An 18,288-nucleotide genomic window follows, 5' to 3' on the forward strand; every position below is an offset into this window, starting at 1 on the left:
ACGGAATGACCGCGGTACCACTCTTCTTGGTGTCGACGGTACGACACCCACTTTAACGGGGATAACGGGGTTCCCCCGGCTAGGCCTGATCACATGGATTCGGATAGCATCTCGGAAGTGCGTTTCACGATGGTCTAATCTGTTCAGGCTTCCACCATTCCCTGATTCGCTGGTCGATTACATCCTATCGTTACTTTCTTCGTCATCGATTGTCTGATATCTTTCACATTATACGCAATTCACCCCATTCTCTCAACCTTATTTTTTTGTAAATCCCTTATCATAATTTCCACAAAACGGGTATAAGTAGGGAAGGACTGTTAAAGGAGGGGGACGCACCATGGTCTACTATCGAAAAGTGGCACGAAACAGTTGGCTCGTCTTGTGTCTCGTCGCCAGTCTGCTTACCTTCACTTTACTTACACATCCGACACTCATCGACTTTCCACTCTCACTTGGCAATGCCGCCTACCTTCTTGCACTCATCATCCTGTTTCAGTTCGACAACATCCGGCGCGGAGGTATTTATTATACGTTTCAGGAAGGGATCATCTTATTCATCTTCCTTAATTACGGATTATGGCCGTCCATCCTTCTCAGTCAGATAGGTATCATCATTTTTCAATATTTTTCTCACAAAAAAGAAATTCGCCGTCAACGCTTTTTATACTTGTATCCAATCAACGTTTTGTTTGATTTGGTTTACCTCGCCTGTCCGTCCCTTGTCTATTTAGCACTCGGTGGACCGATTGGGACCGGTTTTACTTACTCGAAAGCGCTCTTTCCGCTTCTCGGATATTTGGCGACCGTCATGATCGTTTCCTATCTCCAGTGCCGGTTCGTCAACCGGATCCTGTATTTAAAATATGATTGGGTCCGTCTTGTCCGCCTGCAGACGCTGGTCTACGGCATCAGTATCTTATGTGCCTTGCTCGGAATCTGGTTTTACGATGAGAATCCGCTCATCGCCGCGTCTGTCTCGACACTGATTTTATTTTTATTCAAACGTTTGCTCCAACAACGCGGGGAGACGATTGAAGCGAATGAGAAAGCCAAGCGGTTTGATGACGCCAAAGAACACCTGCTGATTTCCCGGTTTGAACAAGAAACGATTGATTCCTTATTACGCGACTTGCCGCACCTGATTGATTTCTCAGAAGGATGGATATCGATTCAGCAACAGCGTAAGCAAACCATCTATAACATACGAACGAAGACAGTCATTGACGTGTTGCCTCTATTTCATTCCTTGTCGGCCGAACAGTTGCACACCCCAATCATCCACGGCCTTCGATGCGATTGGGGCTCGGACATTCAAATCGACTTGCCCGTTGACCGTCATTCGATGATTGCCATTCCGTCGATTACGAACGAAGATGTCGATGTATCGATTGTTCTTTTCCATCAGATTGCCGATGCCTATGATGCGACAAGTGCAGATGAACTTTCGCGTTTGTTACGCATTTTTTGCCGGGTTTTACACCGTTCACGTGAAACTTATCAACTGTACGCCGAAAGTCGGACGGATGCCTTGACGGAGCTCGCCAACAGCCGTGCTTTTTACGAGGAAGGGGCCCAACAGTTTGCCTCCGATCGTTATCCGTTGTCGATTGTTTTATTTGATATCGACCACTTTAAGTATGTCAACGATACGTATGGGCATAAGGTCGGTGACCTCGTCCTGCGTGAACTCGGTCGCAGAATCCGGTCCATTCAGCAGAAAAAGCACAATGTCTTCGCAGCACGGTACGGCGGGGAGGAATTTGTCCTGTTACTTCATCAGTCTCCACAGAACCAGGCCATCGATGTCGCAGAAGAGGTCCGACATGCTGTACTCGATCGACCGTTCGTCGTCGACGGACATCGTTTATCCATCACCATCAGCCTCGGCGTCGATACCGTCGAATATCGGTCGGAACGATCGTTTGAAGAATCGCTTCGTCAAGCGGATCATGCCCTTTATGTCGGAGGCAAACACAACGGTCGCAATTGTACTGCTCATTACGCTAATCTTTGAAAGGTCGTGACTATCTTGTCGATTACTGAAATTGAACGATTGGTTCCTACACTTGAAATGCCCCGAACGATCCGAATTTATCGTCCGACTGAACTCCCGGCCGATGAAGCACTCCCGGTCATCTATATGCACGATGGACAAAATGTATTCAGCGGTGAAACCGCCTCTTTCGGAAAAGGCTGGGAAGTCCATCATGCTTTACACACCGTTCAGTTACACGCGATGATCGTCGCCATCGACAGTCCGGATGACGGGATGGACCGTTACGATGAATATGCCCCCTGGACAGATGAAGCCCTTTTGATGCGCACTGCATATCCGTCTCATCGCAAGACGATCGGCGGTAACGGAAAACAATACATGCACTGGATTGTTCATGAATTAAAACCGTATATCGATGCGCAGTATGCGACGATTCCGACGGATACGACCATGATCGGCAGTTCCATGGGAGGTGTCATTTCACTGTACGGCCTATTTGCTTATCCGGAAGTCTTCACACGTGTGGCTGCTTTATCGACGGCCGGTTGGGCGAATTTTTCTTCTTTACTGGAATTCATCGAGCGCAGTCCGGGTTTATCAGAGGACCATCGTTGTTACATGGACGTCGGTACGAAGGAAGTCAGCGGACCGATGACAGAAAATGACTATCTGCATACGAACGAGGTTTTGGCGAAAGCGGTGCAGAAAAAAGTTCAACAAGCGGCTTATGAAATCATTCCGGATGCCGTCCATCATGAAACCGAATGGGCAAAACGGATGCCGGATATTCTCCGCTTCTTATTTTCATCCTAAAAAAACAGGCTGACAAAATCCGGAACCCGGATTTTGTCAGCCTGTTTTTTTTATACGCCGTCACTTTACCAATTCTTCCATCTGCTCTTTCACATAACGGTTGCGCGGGTGTTCCCGGCATTCGTCTGAACAAGAACGCATGACTTTCGGTTCACACTCTTCACAGCAGAAGTGTTGACGATTACATTCCGGATTTGCACAATTCACGTAACGTGTTTCGTCTTTCCCACAGTAATAGCATGTTGAGACAACGGTTGGATTCACTTCGTTGACCGGTACTTGGATGCGTTCGTCGAACACATACAATTCCCCTTCCCAGTCTTCTCCGCGTGTCGCTTCATCTTTCCCGTACATGACGACGCCGCCTTTAAGGTGGAAGATGTCGTCACTGTTTTGACGTTTACGGAAATACGCTGTGAATTTTTCACAACGAACACCACCCGTGCAGTACGTCAGGACTTTTTTTCCTTCAAACAAGTGTTCATTTTCATCGAGCCATTGCGGAAACTCACGTGACGCATCGACATCGACCTTGACGGCATTTTTAAAATGACCGAGATCGTATTCGTAGTTGTTCCGAACATCGAGAATGACGACATCTTCATTTTGCATCATGTTTTTCCATTCGGCCGGTTCAAGATACGCGGCATGTTCTTCCGGGACGTTGAACTCGTCTTCAAAACGCCATGTGACCAGTTCGCTTTTATAACGAACGAAGATTTTTTTGAAGGCATGTTCGTCGACCTCATCGATTTTAAATTCGATATCATTAAACCGTGGATCGGCAAGCAGGTCTTGCATGTATTGATCGGTTTGTTCGACTGTTCCGGATAAAGTACCGTTGATTCCTTCCGGAGCAATCAAGATTCTTCCTTTGATGCCGAGCTCTTTGCAATAAGCAAGGTGCTCTTTTGTTAATTGTTCCGCATTGTCAATCGGAACATACTTATAAAATAATAGTACGCGATAAGGTTTCATAATCCTCATTGGCCCCCATGTCAGTTTTTTGCAGTAAAACGAACGTTGGCGAACGAAGCGTCATAGCTATAAGCTAGCTGGGAACGCCTGCAAAACGCACCCATTTAAGTATAATACCAACTTCATTTGAAATGCACAATTACTAGTTTCAGAAGAAGCTCCGGACAAACTTTCTCCCTTTCTGGCGGGGAAAGAGTTAAAATAGAAAGTAGCAGTTTATATTGTAAGGAGGATTCCGAATGCTCCAAACCGTCCGTCAGTGGATTGAACAGATGATTACGTTTCTCCAGGATCTTCCGGGTGGTGCTGCGACCGGATTGATCGCACCCTTTTTGGAATCACTTTTTCCGTTCCTCCCACTTGTTCTGATCATTTCCGCCAATGCCGCCACTTATGGATTTTGGATGGGTGTGCTCGTCTCTTGGGTCGGAAGCATGCTCGGCTCACTTGTTGTCTTTGCCTGTATCCGTTATTTATTCCGTCGCCCTGTCACGAGGTGGCTTGAACAACATAAAGCCGCTCAACAGTGGATTGAACGGGTTCGCCATATGAGTCCGATTTCGCTCGGTTTTTTCTTTTCCCTTCCGTTCATGCCGGCGTTCATCATTACAGCCATCTCCGCCATGATTCAACTGTCGCTTCGGACGTATTTGATTGCTGCCGGAGCAGGACGACTGATCGTCGTCATCATCTTCTCCTTAATCGGTAAAGAATGGTCGACATTTTTGGAACGGCCGATCCGGCTTGTTTTTCTGTTCCTGATTTTACTCGCCATCTGGGGAGTCAGCCGCGGCGTCGAAGAAATCATCAAGCGCCGTGCCTTGGCACGACGTTCGAAGTCATTACGTGAGCTTGAACAAGAAATCGAGCACAATAACAAATGATTTACCTCTAAAGATACATCCTGATGAAGGGTGTGTCTTTTAATTATGCTGTTTCATCACGCTTTTCTAAGGTTTGAATCCATTTTCCAGAGCAGGACTTTTGAATCATTTTTTGAAATCAATATGTTATTAAAATAACGTTCACATTTTGTTCACCATTGAAAACGCTTACAATTAATTGGTAAGACCAATACTAGTATAATATCTCTGTTTCCCTCTTCTAAATTAGGATAGATTTTCCAAAGTAAGTGTCTCTATAATGAATTTAAATTCATTTTCAAAGGAGGCGTCCCATGCATCAGGTATCCGAAACAGCTAAGACGGAAACAACACGCTCTGCTGAAGCGATTGTCGAAAGTCCATCATTTAAACAATTGATGCGAGAAAAAAAGGCATTCATCTTACCCGCTATTCTATTTTGTCTCATTTTTTATTTTACGTTGCCTATCATGACCAGCTATTTTACCTTCTTGAATCGGCCGTTGCTTGGTGATATTACAGGAGCTTGGCTATTCGCTTTCCTGCAGTTCATCATGACGTGGACGTTCTGTACCCTTTACAGCAAAAAAGCGCGTTCGTTTGATCGGTTGGTCGAACAAATCAAGGAGGAATCGAAATGAACTATACAGCTGTCGCCCTATTCGCCGCGATTGTCGGGTTGACACTCGTCATTACATACTTCGCCGCCCGTAAAACGAAGACGGCAAACGATTTTTATACCGCGGACGGTGGTTTGACCGGTGCCCAAAACGGAATTGCCATTGCCGGCGACTATATGTCAGCTGCTTCTTTCCTTGGAATTGCCGGAATGATTGCCTTGGCCGGATTTGACGGATTCTTTTATTCGATCGGTTTCCTGGTCGCCTACCTCGTCGTTCTTTACCTTGTCGCCGAACCGTTGCGTAATTTAGGAAAATATACGATGGCAGATATGATTGCTGCCCGCTTTAATGCCTCGAAAGTTCGGGGTGTCGCAGCGATGAACTCCATCGTCATCTCCATTTTCTATATGATTGCCCAGTTGGTCGGAGCCGGTGCCCTCATTGAGTTATTACTCGGGATTCCTTATACGACAAGTGTCATCATCGTCGGTATTTTGATGACGGTGTACGTTGTGTTCGGCGGGATGACGGCCACTTCCTGGGTGCAAATCATCAAAGCCATTCTGTTGATGGCCGGAACAGCTGTTATTTCCTTTATGGTATTTGCTAAATTCGACTTCTCAGTCATGAAGATGTTTTCGGAAGTGAAACAAGCAACGCCGCTCGGTGATTCATTCCTGAACCCCGGTAATAAGTTTAAGTTGCCGCTCGATACGATTTCCTTAAACTTGGCACTTGTTCTCGGAACAGCCGGCTTGCCGCATATCTTAATCCGCTTCTTTACGGTTAAAGATGCACCGACTGCCCGGAAATCAGTAGTGTATGCGACCTGGATCATCGGTGCGTTTTATATCTTAACGATTTTCCTCGGCTTTGGAGCCGCAGCTTTCGTCGGAGCAGATGACATCATTGCTGCGAATGCTGCCGGTAACATGGCGGCCCCTCTCCTTGCGCAGGCGCTTGGCGGAGACTTACTGTTCGCCTTTGTTGCGGCTGTTGCTTTTGCGACCATCCTTGCCGTCGTCGCCGGACTCGTTTTATCGGCTGCTTCCGCCTTTGCCCATGATTTCTACAGTCACATCCTGCGCAAAGGACAAGCGACGGAAAAAGAACAAATGACGGCTGCCCGTCTCGCTTCCATTGCCGTCGCACTCGTTTCGATGGTACTGGCGTTATTCGCGCAATCGATGAATGTCGCTTTCCTCGTTTCACTGGCCTTTGCAGTTGCAGCCAGTGCTAACCTGCCCGTCATTTTGCTGACGATTTTCTGGCGCCGTTTCAATACTGGCGGAGCTGTCACAGGTATGGTCGTCGGTCTTTTCTCTTCACTGCTTCTCGTCGCGCTCAGTCCTAACATCTGGGCAGTCGACGGTTCAGCCTTATTCGTCGGGGAAGCGTTATTCCCACTGTCGAATCCGGGAATTGTTTCGATTCCACTTGGTTTTCTAGGTGCGATCATCGGAACACTTGTTACGAAATCGGACGAAGTGGCCGGTAACTTCGAACGTATTCTTGTCAAAGCCAATACCGGTATTGATACAGCAACTGAAGTTGCGGCATCAAAAGAATAATCCCCTTAACGGCTCCTTCAACCCCCTTGAAGGAGCCGTTCCCTTTTACATTTTGCGAAGGGATTGCCATACTAACCGTATGAAAGAACGTGAAAGGAATGTCTCAAATGGAATTTTATTATTTTTTACCGCTCGGCTTTTTCATTGGTATCATCTCCGGTTTCTTCGGAATCGGCGGCGGCATCATCTTAACACCGCTTTTGCTGATTCTCGGTTTTGCCCCGAGCGTCGCCATCGCGACCAGCTTAATGTTGACGCTCGGCTCGACCGTATCTGGTACGCTCTCACACTTGCGCCTTAAAAACGTGGTTTGGCGTGACAGTCTGGTCGTCGGTCTCGTCGGGATCATCGGTTCTACCATCGCAACGCCGATCGTTCTCCGCTTGGAAGAAGTGAACGGTGCCCATCTCGTCATCTCGATCGTCTATATTGGTTTGCTGCTGTATTTCGCCAATAAATTTTTACGTCCCAAAACAACGACCGGATCACAGACCGGTTGGAAAAACCGTTACCTGGCGCTTGGATTCATCGGACTGTTTGCCGGATTCATCTCGTCGTTGCTCGGTGTCAGCGGTGGTTTCATCATCACGCCGCTCCTCGTCGGTATCGCCGGATATGAGTTGAAGCGTGCAGTCGGAACAAGTATTGCTTCTGCCTTATTGATCGTCTTGTCCGGGCTCGTCAACTATACGGTCGCAAGTACCGATGTCGATCTGCTCGTCGGAGTCATGCTGATCATCGGAGCGTTACTCGGTGCACCGATCGGGGCCAAACAATTGGCGCATTTCGACAGCCCGTTCGTCAAAAAATATCTCGGTATTTTTTATCTGACCGTTGCAACAAGCGTTCTTCTTGAGGTCCTTCATTTCAATACGGCTTCACTGATTGTCTTGATTGCCCTCAGTCTTGTCTTCTTGCTGACACTTGTCGTCTACAGTCGTAAACGCTCTGTCCGCCGCTGATTCTTTGTATAATCTCGCCTCCCGACAGTTCCCCGGTAAATCCGGTTAACTGTCGGGAGGTTTTTTGTGTCTGATTTTGACGTGGAGTCGTTTTATATTTTGTTAAAATTTACAACTTACAGGAATTTCTTTGTGCTTGTACACAACCAAAGATATACTTACTTCAATAGGATTTTTTAAATAGAGAAAGAAGGTCTGATTTTTATGTTGGAAGCGACGTATCATTCCCTTGAGGATTTAGCCGAAGCGATTGGTGTCGCACTGAGTGCTCCCATTACGATCGAGGACCGGAATCACCGGTTACTTGCCTACAGCACACACACAGCTGATACGGATCCGGCCCGGATTGCAACAATTATTGGGCGGCGCGTCCCCGAATCGGTCATCGATCAACTGTGGAAAGACGAAGTCATCCAGAATCTTGCTGCGCAAGACGAACCTTTAATCATTTCAGCCCGGACGGGTGTCGGATTGAATGACCGCGTCGCGATTGCAATCAAACAGGACACAGAAATTTTAGGGTATATTTGGTCGATTGCCCGCAGCACTCCCTTTTCGGAAACGGAGTTATCCGATTTAAAAAAAGGAGCGTTGCTTGCCCAGCGCCAGTTGCTCGCGATCGACATGCAAAAGAAACGCCAGGAAGAAAAAACGGAACAATTCTTTTTTGAACTGCTGCATGAAGACATGCCCGAATCGGAAATTTTAAAGACCTTCTCTAAGTTACATGTTGCGCCACCCGGAATCAGCCGTCTGATGGTGATCCGGTTTTCAGAAGCCATCACGCCGCGACTCGCGGATCGTTTACGCTATTTGCTGACTATCCAGCAAACCGTCCGACCGCTTTTGTACGCATATGATGAAACTGATTTTATTTTGTGGATCAGCACAAACGATCAAGATGCCCATCATGAACGACTCCAGTTCGATGCGTTCATCCAGTCATTCCGACAGATGCTCGCGGAACGGTTTAATTATACGAACTTCATCTCTGCCAGCAGCGAAGTGTTTACCGGCGTCCAATCGATTCCGGAACGGTACGAGGAAACCGGCATCGTTCTGCGGTTAAAAGATGCTTTTCCGTTTGAACTCAGTACGGTTACACGATATGAACGTCTTGGTCTGTTTCAACTCTTGCCGATTTTTTCTGAACGGTTGCGCAGAAGAACTGTCCGCTTGGAAGAAATCGAACGCTTGCGTTCCTATGACGAGAAGCATGCCGCTTCCCTTTGCGAGACGTTGGAATGGTTCCTTCATTATGACGGAAACGTCAAACAGGTCGCTTCTCATCTCCATGTTCACCCGAATACGATTTTGTACCGGATGCGAAGAATCGAAGAAGAAGCCGGTATTCGGATGGAGTCGCTTCCGGAACGGGCCCTTCTCTACCTATACCTAAAAGCAGACCGTTATCCTTTGTGATTTTTCACAAAGGATTGCTTGTATTTTTGAAATCGCCGATAAAGTAGAACGCTTTCATTTCTCGTATACTGAAGAAGAAGTGACACACTGTTTGTTTATTCGCGAAAGGGGATCGCATTTATGATCATCGGAGTATTAAAGGAAATCAAAAACAATGAAAACCGTGTCGCGTTAACGCCTGCTGGGGTAGCAGCATTAACGGGTCAAGGACATACGGTCATCGTCGAAACAACTGCTGGTATGGGGAGCGGCTTTACAAACGAAGAGTACACGCAAGCAGGGGCACAAATCATCGAGACAGCGGCTGAAGTTTGGGCGACTGCAGAACTCGCACTGAAAGTGAAAGAACCGGTTGCTTCAGAATATCAATACTTCCGTCCGGAACTGACACTGTTCACATATCTTCACCTGGCTGCAGAACCTGAATTGACACGCGCACTCGTCGATTCAAAAATTACAGCTATCGCATACGAAACGGTCGAAAAAAACCGGACATTACCACTCTTGACACCAATGAGCGAAGTCGCTGGTCGGATGGCATCACAAATCGGAGCGCAGTTCCTCGAAAAACCACACGGCGGCATGGGAATCCTGCTCGCAGGTGTTCCGGGTGTGCGTCGCGGTAAAGTAACGGTCATCGGCGGTGGTGTCGTTGGAACAAACGCAGCGAAACTTGCGGTTGGTCTCGGTGCAGACGTAACAATCATCGATGTCAGTCCGGAACGTCTTCGTCAACTCGATGATATTTTCGGTAATTCCATCAACACATTGATTTCAAACCCGTATACGATCGCAGAAGCTGTCGCTGAAAGTGATCTCGTTGTCGGTGCCGTCTTGATTCCTGGAGCAAAAGCTCCGAAACTTGTCACGGCTGAAATGGTCGAGCGGATGAAACCGGGTTCTGTCATCGTTGACGTAGCGATCGACCAAGGTGGAATCTTCGAAACAGTCGATCGTATTTCGACACACGATGATCCGACATATGAGAAGTTCGGTGTCGTTCACTATGCGGTCGCCAACATGCCAGGTGCGGTTCCACGCACATCGACACTCGCTTTGACGAACGCGACACTTCCTTATGTATTAGAGCTTGCGAACAAAGGCACGCATCGCGCGCTGGCTGAAAACGCCGCTCTTGAAAAAGGTCTGAACGTTGCCCAAGGATTCGTCACGTACGAAGCAGTTGCACGCGATCTTGGATACACGTACAAATCGGTGGAAGATGTGCTTCATCTACACGCTTAAGCCTATCTGATAAAGACAAGAAACAGCCCGTTGCTGAAGCAATGGGCTGTTTCTTGTCTTCTCTTTCCATTATCATGAAGATATCACATGACATAAGGTGGTCTTCACATGATCCATACGTTACAAGCACAATCAAATGAGATTACAATCCCTTTCGCAGAGCTTGATCTGTTGTCGCATTTGACGTCTGAATTTGAACCCAAGCTGTTTCAGCAAAAAATTGAACGCCTGCACCAGTTGGACCCTGGGCATCCGCTTCCCGGGATTGCCAAAGCCTATGCTTTCTTTCACGAACAAAACTTTTCAGCCGCACGTCGACAACTTGAACAGGCACGTTCCGAAACCGGTGATCATGTCCGGGCGCACCTGCTGCTCGGTTTGATGAGTGAAGTCGAAAATTTTCAACATGAGGCCGAACGGCATTTCCTGGATGCGTTGTCGCTTTTTCCGGAGGAGCCGAGTGTGCATCGTCATTTAGCCGTTCATTATCACGAACGGGAATTTTTCGGTGAGGCCGCGTCTCATGCACTCCAATACCTGAAAAAAATCGGTCCCGGTGGAGAAGGGACCTTGATGACCATCGATATGATGCAGTCGATGCCGGGGCATGATGAACATGTGCTGGAGTCTCTTTACTCATTGCTGTTCGAAATTCCGGAACACCACCACGATATGGTGTTCCATTCGATTGCCGCCAACAATGCGGAAATGCGTTATGAGTTATTCCATCAGGCACTGGACGGCGAACCGGATGAAGCAACCGTCTTTCGGCTCGATTCCATGCTTTCCCTGATGGTCGAACACAGCATGTGGGCAGCCGTCTACGATCAGACGAAAGACCGGATGTGTCGGACCGTTTTTGATACGCTTTGCCGTGACTTGACGTATCGCCATGCCGGAATCCGGTCCATTCCGCTCTACCTGACGATCCGGTCCCGGTATTTCATGCGTTGTCTGTTGCACCGTTCGTAATTCACAGGGCGAATGCGACAAGAGCTCCGATCGTCAGCGGAATCAACAGGTTATCGGTATCCCGGTAAGAGACCGCTTCGATCAAGGCCGCAATGTTGGCCAGTAAAAAACCGTAACTGACGGCAAGCCAAGCCGGTTCTTCATACAATAGGAAGGTCACTGTCAACACGAGAAAAGACGCTAAAAACATCGCGATGCTGCCTTCGAACGAACGACGGATTTTTCCGCGGGTGTAGAATGTTTTCCCAAAGCGTTTTCCGACGAGGGCGGCTAATCCGTCTCCCCAGGCAAGGACCATACTTCCTGCGACAAGCGCCATCGGTTCCTGTTCGAAAAAGAACAGAACCAGCAGGGCCAAGGCCATCGGGTAATACACCGTTCCATACGAAATCCGTTCCACCTGATTCATTCGTCCGGTCCCTCGTTTCAATGTAATCCAATTGATCAGTGTGAAAAAAAGCAGCGGTGTGATGGCGACATACCAATGCTCCATCCAAGCGAGGGCTAAAAACACCCAGTGCCCGACCGCGATATGAATCCACTTCCGTATCGTCTCGGGTTGCATCTGCAATTTTTTTCCCGTCCATTCGAGAAGGGCTAAGACGATTCCAACGATGACGATTGTTCCGACTGCAGCAATCCACTCCATACGAATCCCCCTTTTTTGATAGTTTCATTGTACTTCGTTCAATTGGCGTTTGCTCTTTCGAACCTTCATTTGTTAACATAAGGTCAAATGACGTTCTAGAGAGGAAGTATTCTGCATGTATGATGCTCAAGCAGTACAAACGTTATCCAGTTGCCTGCTTCGTTTAAAAGAAGGCAAAGGAATCGGGACACTTGTGTCAGAAGATGAGGCCGATCTGCCGAAAGTAATGACCCGTCTCAAACAGTTCGATCCTTCCAAAAACGGTTTATCCATTAATGAAATCGTTCACCTTGCCAATGCATTGATCGGGGAACATATGTCGGCAACGACGATTCAAAATTGGACGAAACGCGAAGTCCGTGACATCATCGGCGTTCCGCACCGGGGTAAGAAGTATTCCATTAACCAGGCTGCCATCATTTACTTACTGGATGATTTAAAGCATTTGTTTTCACTGGAGGAAACACGTGAATTATTGACGATTGTCTTCAAAAATCCAAACATTGATGAAGATGATTTAATCAGTCCGCTTGACTTCTATCTTGTGTATACACAACATGCTGAAACAAGCGGTCCGATCGAGTTGACGGAAAAACGCTTGAGACGGTCCTTAGAGCGCATCAACGCCTACCGACCTGAAACTGTCCACGTTCTCCAACTGTGCCTCTATGCGCGCCGTATATCGCATCTGACGCACGAAGCGAAGCAACGTCTTCAACATGTCTTACAAACTTAACAAAAAAAGATGTCCGGTCATCATCGATGGCCGGACATCTTTTTTATTTTAGACTGCTGTAAGTGACTTGTAGTTGACGTTATTCGTCAGGCTCTTTAGAACCGAGAGTAATTCGTACATCGAAAGCTTATCCGCATCTTTGACGAGACGGTATTCATCGCCGTCTTGCAGCAATTCTGCGACGACTTCTCCCGCTGAACTCCGTACTGAGAATTTTCCTTTTGTCAGGTCGAAGGAAATGGTGTACGTACCTCGTTCGTAAACGTTGTACTCACATTTCTTCGAGAAGAGTGAAAATTTCTCACGCATTTGACCTACTTCTTGACCATCGTGGTTCATCACGACCCATTTCTTGCATGTCGGGATGAACTTACCAAACGCTACCCCTCTACCTTCACCATTCATTACTTGAACACGACCTGTATCGTCGTGTTGAACCGCCCCAATCATTTGGTGGGATTCATCATAAATCGCGGCATGACCTTGCGAAAAAACGCAACCCTGCACATAGACAACTTTGCGCAACAGAAATTCTCCTCTCACTGCTAAAAAGTGCTGGTATTTCGTCCCCAGTATATTTAGACATTCCGTATAATTTTGATTTTCTTTATCTGACTGATATTTCGTTAACGAAAATGATTATTGCACCGTTTGAACAAATTGACAACCCCCTTTTGTCGACAATCATTCGACAACATTAGCGAAAGCCAATTTCATGAGCAAATTCCAATAATTCGTTCCGATCAATCAACCGAACCTGATTCGGTTCTGCCAGACGATACGCAGCTTCCGTATAGGTCGAGTTCGTCACGACCCATCCTTCATCCATACCGTAAAACGGGACGGCCGCCGCCACTTGTTGAACGGCTTCGAGTCCTACGACCGAACCATATCGTTTCGCTTGAATCGCAATCCTATACCCTTGTGCGTCTTCAATCAATAAATCTGCTCCGAAATCACGTGAGGCCGGTGTCAACTCGACACGATACCCGGCTTTTTCAAAAAGCTCGACCAACCATTCCTCAAACTCTCGTCCTTCCATCCGGTCCAGCCGATTGGCGAGTGACGGTGTCAGGAAGGAAAGGATTAAAAAGAGTGTACACCCTACTATACTGACAATCAAGATTAAAGGTTCCCAAGAACTCGAAAAAAAATAAGCAGCGGCTCCCCCGCCTCCTGCAAATAAGAAGGCAATCATTCTTCGTTTCGTATGTGTTTGCATCGTTTTGTTCCGCCCTTCCGAGTCCGCTCGTCGGTTTACGTGTCACACCCGTCCGTAGTCGGATTCGTTCTCTGTATTCATCATACTAAATTCGTGCCTGTCTTGCGTAAGTGATAGGAACGACGTCATGGGATGGAGAATATATAGAGAATACGTCACCTTACTGACTTTTTTGTACACATTCGTCTACCGCTCATTTCTTTTAAGGAGGCAGCTCATGGCAGAACATTCATCTCCTTCTTCCAGCAGAGTCATCCATGCAACGTTGCGCGCTCTCGAAGAGCCTGTCGTGTTAGTGGATCGACTTGGTATCATCGACTTTGCGAACCCTGCATTTCATAATCAGTTCCAGCTGTCATCAGCTGATACATCGCTTTCTTCATTCTTCTTACTGGAGGATACACTTTTCCCGATTTCAAGCCGGATTCAAGTCGTCTCGCTTCCATACACGTTGACGATTTCTCCGGTCGAGCAGACGGATTTCTTTTTAGTCACGATCAAGTCACTTGATCTCCACCAACTATTGAATTCAACGATTGATGCCGCGATTCTCGTGACAGATCCAGATTTCCGCATCACCGCCATCAACGAGACAGCCGGCACGATGTTCGGCGTCGATCCCGCTGCGCTGCCTCAGGAGATGACACCGATCTCGATTCATGATCCGGAAGAATTCCAACTCCGAAAACAACATCTTGAACAGTTAAATCTAAAAAACTTGTCCGATGAAGATATTCTCTTGTTACACGGACGGGATACAGAAAATGACTGGACGTATCACCGGACAGACGGTTCTTATTTTTACGGCCGCCTGTATATGACGCGTCTCCAAAATGGCGGTTTCTTTTTATTCATCACGGATATCAGTTCTCAAAAACAAGTCGAGCTGCATCTCGCGAAAAGTGAACGGCGTTTCCGTCTGATTGCCGAATCGGTTCTTGAAGCCGTCATCTTTCATGATAACGGCGTCATTCTCGATGCGAACCGGGCGGCGGAAATTATTTTCCGGACCCGACTCGAACTGATGAAAGGTCATCAGATTCTCGACTTTATCCAACCCGAGTTTCAGAACTCCGTCACTCAGCGAATCATGAAGCATCATGAAGAACCGTATGAAGTCATCGGGCGGCGGGCGGACGGCACTTCTGTCGAAATTGAAGTCTTTCCCCGTGAAATCACCTACGAAAAGACCCGGATGCGCGTCGCCGTCGTTCGCGACATGACCGAACAAAAGAAAATCGAAAAGATGTTAGAACGTGAAAAAAATGCCATCATGCGCCAACGCGATATCACACAGTCGATTCTCCAAGCTTCCAATGAAGGTTTTTTACTGACCGGGGAAGACGGCAGTTTTACCTATATGAACGTCAAAGCACGCAAGCTGCTGGATGTACCGGGTATCGCGCCAAGTAAAATCCAGGAACGGATCAGCATGATTCCGAATCTCGATTTAGCGACACGGTACGCCATGCTGCAACAGGTCGAGGAATTGTTGGCAGGGAAACATTCTGAGATCTCCTTCCGCTTCACCTTGCAGCAACCGGATGAATCCGGTCATCATTACTTTGAATTTTATGCGACCTCGATCAAAAAAGAACGGAGCCGCTTTTCACGACACGGCTTCCTGTTCGTCTTCCGTGACCGGACGGAAGAACAGAAAATGGATCACGTCAAAGATGAACTGATCAGCACCGTCTCCCATGAATTACGGACACCGCTCTCATCTATCCTTGGTTTCATGGAACTGTTGCGTTACCGGCAACCGACACCTGAAAAAACGACGCGGTATGTGGAAATCGTCCATGAAGAAGCGAAACGCCTGACGAATCTTCTCAATGATTTCTTAGACATCCAACGCATGGAAGGCGGCAAACAGGATTATGCCTTTAAACCATTTTCGTTACGCCAATTGTTGGAAGAAACGATCGAAACCTTCGGGGAGACAGCAGAGACTCATACGATCCATGCTGTGACGGACGATGACCCGATCCTTATTTTTGCCGATGAAGACAAGGTCAAACAAGTCATCATCAACCTGTTGTCCAATGCCATTAAGTATTCCCCTGCCGCTGATCATATTGATGTCCGTTTGGAAAAAACAGCAGATCAGGCCATCTTAAGCGTGACAGATTACGGCATCGGCATTCCGCCCACCGCTTTTGATAAATTATTCACGAAATTTTATCGCGTCGATAACTCCGCCGTCCGAAAAATCGGCGGAACCGGCTTAGGACTAGCTATTTGTAAAGAAATCATCGAATCTCACGGAGGCGCCATCTCCGTCGAATCGGAGTTAAATCAAGGATCGACGTTCACGATTGTATTGGAGCTGGATCCACGAAAGGATTTTGAGAAAAAATGACGCGAACTTATCTGATGACAGGATTCCCCGGATTTTTGGCAACGAAGCTGATCGAACGTTTAGCTTTGGTTCCTGAACAAATCGACTGCTTTTATCTGTTGCATCTTAAACATGAATACGCGAGCGCCGTCTCGCAGAAGGAACAGTTTTTACGGACGACGTCGCTCAAGGAAGAACAGCTGATTTTAATTGAAGGCGACATTACGAAAGAGGGGTTGGGTTTGCCCGAGTCCATCCGGAAGGAGCTGGTAAGTCGCGTCACTCATCTCTTCCATCTGGCTGCTCTTTATGACTTGGCGACTGCTTACGCTGCTGCCTTTCGGATTAACGTCACCGGCACCTCGAATGTGACGCGCCTTGCCCATACATTCGTCCACCTGGAACGTTATGTCTATTTCAGTACGGCTTATGTTTCCGGTCTCCGGATCGGAACGATTTCTGAAAACGAGTTAACACATCAGGTCGACTTTAAAAATGCCTATGAAGAAACGAAATATTTGGCAGAAGTACGATTCCGTGAAGAAGTCGGAACCTTACCCTATACGATCATCCGGCCCGGAATCGTCGTCGGACATTCCCAGACCGGTGAAACCCCGAAGTGGGATGGTGTGTATTTTGTTCTGAATGCGCTACGGCTGCTCCGTCCTTTTGCCCCGTTACCGTATGCCGGACGAGCAAACGCACTCGTCAATCTTGTTCCGTATGATTACGTCGTCAATGCGACGACGTATCTCAGTCATGCGCCAGCCGGCATCCGGACGACGTATCACCTGACCGATCCGTTCCCGCATGGTGCCCGCGCGATTTACGAGATGCTGCACGTCGTCTATTACGGTTCATATCCGAGAGGTACTGTTCCGTTTCGACTGGTCACGTCTCTTCTCACACCGCGGATCGCGAAACGCCTGCAGATGCAACGGCAGACACTCGATTACTTCGTCCATCCGGCCCGATATGATACGAGTAACGCCTTACGTGATTTGGACGGAACGGGTATTATCTGTCCGGATTTAGCGGAACTGATTCCCCGCCTTGTCACCTATTACAAAACAAAACATCCGCAGACAGGAGAACCCGTATGAATGTTTTAATAACAGGTATGAACGGAACGGTCGCGCCCGTTCTCGCAGACGTCTTCCGTTCCCATCACTACGATATCACCGCCTGGGACCGGTCCGTCGTCTCTACGACTGATTCTGCCGTCATGGAAGCGTTCATCGATCGTGTTCAACCCGACCTCTTGCTGCATATCGGGATGGGTCCGGCTGAATTCGCCGAAACACTTGCACGACTGTCGTTCGAACGAAACATTCCGTTTCTTTTTACAAGCACGGCTTCCGTCTATTCCGACGAACAAAAAGGACCTCATGATCCTGCAATCGTCCCTGCAGCAACGGATGAGTACGGAGCTTACAAACGAACGTGCGAACGGCTGATTCAAGCGGTCAATCCCGATGCCTACATCGTCCGGATTGGTTGGCAGATTGGGCAGGCAGCCGGCTCCAATAATATGATTGATTATTTGGAACGCCATGCTATCGCAGGTCCAATTCCCGCCAGCACACAGTGGTATCCTTCCTGTGCTTTTCTAGAGGATACGGCCCAGACGCTTTATACGATCGTCACGACGTATACTCCCGGTCTCTATTTGGCAAACGGAAATGCAAGTCATTCCTTTTTTGACATCGTGACCGCTTTGAACATCCTGCATGGGTCGAAGTGGCACATTACTGAAGATAACAGTATGACGCGCGACGATCGGATGACCGACTCACGGGTTGTCATCCGACCAATTTCAGAACACCTGTCCTTCGTTCATTAAAAAAGTGTCGTCCGTCCCATAAAAAATGGGAGAGACGACACTTTTTTAA

The 18,288-nt window shown here is 47.7% G+C and carries 17 protein-coding genes and 1 other annotated feature (1 of these 18 only partly in view); of the genes, 13 read left to right on the forward strand and 4 right to left on the reverse strand.

Features of this window, described 5'->3' with window-relative positions; genetic code table 11:
• Positions 1–215 (reverse strand) — a binding site (T-box leader); it reaches 7 nt to the left of the window's first position.
• A 125-nt stretch (positions 216–340) separates the two neighbouring features.
• Both R7V76_RS05615 and R7V76_RS05620 read left to right on the forward strand, forming a co-directional pair.
• Positions 341–2,017, forward strand: coding sequence for a GGDEF domain-containing protein (locus tag R7V76_RS05615; protein ID WP_318091550.1), 1,677 nt, complete (start codon positions 341–343; stop codon positions 2,015–2,017).
• A 6-nt stretch (positions 2,018–2,023) separates the two neighbouring features.
• Positions 2,024–2,812, forward strand: coding sequence for an alpha/beta hydrolase (locus R7V76_RS05620; protein ID WP_318091551.1), 789 nt, complete (start codon positions 2,024–2,026; stop codon positions 2,810–2,812).
• A gap of 60 nt (positions 2,813–2,872) precedes the next feature.
• Here R7V76_RS05620 and trhO read toward each other — a convergent pair whose 3' ends face one another.
• The gene (gene trhO, locus R7V76_RS05625) at positions 2,873–3,790 is read right to left on the reverse strand and encodes an oxygen-dependent tRNA uridine(34) hydroxylase TrhO (RefSeq protein WP_012371725.1); all 918 of its coding nucleotides are present in this window, start codon (positions 3,788–3,790) and stop codon (positions 2,873–2,875) included.
• A 239-nt stretch (positions 3,791–4,029) separates the two neighbouring features.
• Here trhO and R7V76_RS05630 point away from each other — a divergent pair, with 239 nt between their 5' ends.
• From R7V76_RS05630 to R7V76_RS05660, 7 genes are all read left to right on the forward strand, one after another.
• Positions 4,030–4,674, forward strand: coding sequence for a TVP38/TMEM64 family protein (locus tag R7V76_RS05630; protein WP_131503486.1), 645 nt, complete (start codon positions 4,030–4,032; stop codon positions 4,672–4,674).
• A 293-nt stretch (positions 4,675–4,967) separates the two neighbouring features.
• Positions 4,968–5,294 (forward strand): DUF485 domain-containing protein, encoded by a 327-nt coding sequence (locus R7V76_RS05635; RefSeq protein WP_131503487.1) that lies wholly within the window; start codon positions 4,968–4,970, stop codon positions 5,292–5,294.
• Positions 5,291–6,847 (forward strand): solute symporter family protein, encoded by a 1,557-nt coding sequence (locus R7V76_RS05640; protein WP_012371728.1) that lies wholly within the window; start codon positions 5,291–5,293, stop codon positions 6,845–6,847. Before R7V76_RS05635 ends, R7V76_RS05640 begins: the two co-directional genes overlap by 4 nt.
• Positions 6,848–6,954: 107 nt before the next feature.
• Positions 6,955–7,809 carry a sulfite exporter TauE/SafE family protein gene (locus R7V76_RS05645; RefSeq protein ID WP_012371729.1) on the forward strand — a complete coding sequence of 285 codons (855 nt, stop codon included), beginning with the start codon at positions 6,955–6,957 and terminating at the stop codon, positions 7,807–7,809.
• A gap of 204 nt (positions 7,810–8,013) precedes the next feature.
• Positions 8,014–9,231 (forward strand): PucR family transcriptional regulator, encoded by a 1,218-nt coding sequence (locus tag R7V76_RS05650; RefSeq protein WP_114596638.1) that lies wholly within the window; start codon positions 8,014–8,016, stop codon positions 9,229–9,231.
• A gap of 120 nt (positions 9,232–9,351) precedes the next feature.
• Positions 9,352–10,476 (forward strand): alanine dehydrogenase, encoded by a 1,125-nt coding sequence (ald, locus tag R7V76_RS05655; RefSeq protein ID WP_026827186.1) that lies wholly within the window; start codon positions 9,352–9,354, stop codon positions 10,474–10,476.
• Positions 10,477–10,584: 108 nt separating this feature from the next.
• Entirely contained in the window at positions 10,585–11,448 is an 864-nt protein-coding gene (locus tag R7V76_RS05660) for a tetratricopeptide repeat protein (RefSeq protein WP_012371732.1), read from the forward strand.
• Between the two features lies 1 nt (position 11,449).
• Here R7V76_RS05660 and R7V76_RS05665 read toward each other — a convergent pair whose 3' ends face one another.
• On the reverse strand, positions 11,450–12,097 hold the full coding sequence (locus R7V76_RS05665; protein ID WP_318091553.1) for a diacylglycerol/polyprenol kinase family protein: 648 nt from the start codon (positions 12,095–12,097) through the stop codon (positions 11,450–11,452).
• 115 nt (positions 12,098–12,212) lie between these two features.
• Between R7V76_RS05665 and R7V76_RS05670 the strand changes: the two genes are divergently transcribed.
• Positions 12,213–12,833, forward strand: coding sequence for a DUF1836 domain-containing protein (locus R7V76_RS05670; RefSeq protein WP_012371734.1), 621 nt, complete (start codon positions 12,213–12,215; stop codon positions 12,831–12,833).
• A gap of 48 nt (positions 12,834–12,881) precedes the next feature.
• Here the strand turns inward: R7V76_RS05670 and R7V76_RS05675 are convergent, their stop codons facing one another.
• On the reverse strand, positions 12,882–13,358 hold the full coding sequence (locus tag R7V76_RS05675) for a hypothetical protein (protein WP_012371735.1): 477 nt from the start codon (positions 13,356–13,358) through the stop codon (positions 12,882–12,884).
• Between the two features lie 172 nt (positions 13,359–13,530).
• Complete coding sequence (locus R7V76_RS05680; RefSeq protein WP_012371736.1) at positions 13,531–14,055, reverse strand: restriction endonuclease; 525 nt, start codon at positions 14,053–14,055, stop codon at positions 13,531–13,533.
• A gap of 217 nt (positions 14,056–14,272) precedes the next feature.
• Between R7V76_RS05680 and R7V76_RS05685 the strand changes: the two genes are divergently transcribed.
• From R7V76_RS05685 to R7V76_RS05695, 3 genes are read left to right on the forward strand one after another with little or no spacing between them, the layout of a single operon-like run.
• Positions 14,273–16,417, forward strand: a complete 2,145-nt coding sequence (locus tag R7V76_RS05685; RefSeq protein ID WP_290828132.1) for a PAS domain-containing sensor histidine kinase — start codon at positions 14,273–14,275, stop codon at positions 16,415–16,417.
• Positions 16,414–17,499 (forward strand): SDR family oxidoreductase, encoded by a 1,086-nt coding sequence (locus tag R7V76_RS05690; protein ID WP_012371738.1) that lies wholly within the window; start codon positions 16,414–16,416, stop codon positions 17,497–17,499. The genes R7V76_RS05685 and R7V76_RS05690 overlap by 4 nt, the downstream gene beginning before the upstream one ends.
• On the forward strand, positions 17,496–18,239 hold the full coding sequence (locus R7V76_RS05695; RefSeq protein ID WP_012371739.1) for a sugar nucleotide-binding protein: 744 nt from the start codon (positions 17,496–17,498) through the stop codon (positions 18,237–18,239). Before R7V76_RS05690 ends, R7V76_RS05695 begins: the two co-directional genes overlap by 4 nt.
• Positions 18,240–18,288: the final 49 nt, after the last annotated feature.

It is taken from the genome of Exiguobacterium artemiae (assembly GCF_033342815.1).
GTDB classification, from domain to species: domain Bacteria; phylum Bacillota; class Bacilli; order Exiguobacteriales; family Exiguobacteriaceae; genus Exiguobacterium_A; species Exiguobacterium_A artemiae_A.

Excerpts from the sequence above, each read along its gene's own strand:
- R7V76_RS05660 (WP_012371732.1), top strand. The coding sequence starts at position 10,585 with ATGATCCATACGTTACAAGCACAATCAAATGAGATTACAATCCCTTTC.
- R7V76_RS05615 (WP_318091550.1), top strand. The coding sequence starts at position 341 with ATGGTCTACTATCGAAAAGTGGCACGAAACAGTTGGCTCGTCTTGTGT.
- R7V76_RS05645 (WP_012371729.1), top strand. The coding sequence starts at position 6,955 with ATGGAATTTTATTATTTTTTACCGCTCGGCTTTTTCATTGGTATCATC.
- R7V76_RS05665 (WP_318091553.1), bottom strand. The coding sequence starts at position 12,097 with ATGGAGTGGATTGCTGCAGTCGGAACAATCGTCATCGTTGGAATCGTC.
- R7V76_RS05650 (WP_114596638.1), top strand. The coding sequence starts at position 8,014 with ATGTTGGAAGCGACGTATCATTCCCTTGAGGATTTAGCCGAAGCGATT.
- R7V76_RS05685 (WP_290828132.1), top strand. The coding sequence starts at position 14,273 with ATGGCAGAACATTCATCTCCTTCTTCCAGCAGAGTCATCCATGCAACG.
- R7V76_RS05635 (WP_131503487.1), top strand. The coding sequence starts at position 4,968 with ATGCATCAGGTATCCGAAACAGCTAAGACGGAAACAACACGCTCTGCT.
- R7V76_RS05680 (WP_012371736.1), bottom strand. The coding sequence starts at position 14,055 with ATGCAAACACATACGAAACGAAGAATGATTGCCTTCTTATTTGCAGGA.
- R7V76_RS05695 (WP_012371739.1), top strand. The coding sequence starts at position 17,496 with ATGAATGTTTTAATAACAGGTATGAACGGAACGGTCGCGCCCGTTCTC.
- ald (WP_026827186.1), top strand. The coding sequence starts at position 9,352 with ATGATCATCGGAGTATTAAAGGAAATCAAAAACAATGAAAACCGTGTC.
- R7V76_RS05640 (WP_012371728.1), top strand. The coding sequence starts at position 5,291 with ATGAACTATACAGCTGTCGCCCTATTCGCCGCGATTGTCGGGTTGACA.
- R7V76_RS05690 (WP_012371738.1), top strand. The coding sequence starts at position 16,414 with ATGACGCGAACTTATCTGATGACAGGATTCCCCGGATTTTTGGCAACG.
- R7V76_RS05670 (WP_012371734.1), top strand. The coding sequence starts at position 12,213 with ATGTATGATGCTCAAGCAGTACAAACGTTATCCAGTTGCCTGCTTCGT.
- R7V76_RS05630 (WP_131503486.1), top strand. The coding sequence starts at position 4,030 with ATGCTCCAAACCGTCCGTCAGTGGATTGAACAGATGATTACGTTTCTC.
- trhO (WP_012371725.1), bottom strand. The coding sequence starts at position 3,790 with ATGAAACCTTATCGCGTACTATTATTTTATAAGTATGTTCCGATTGAC.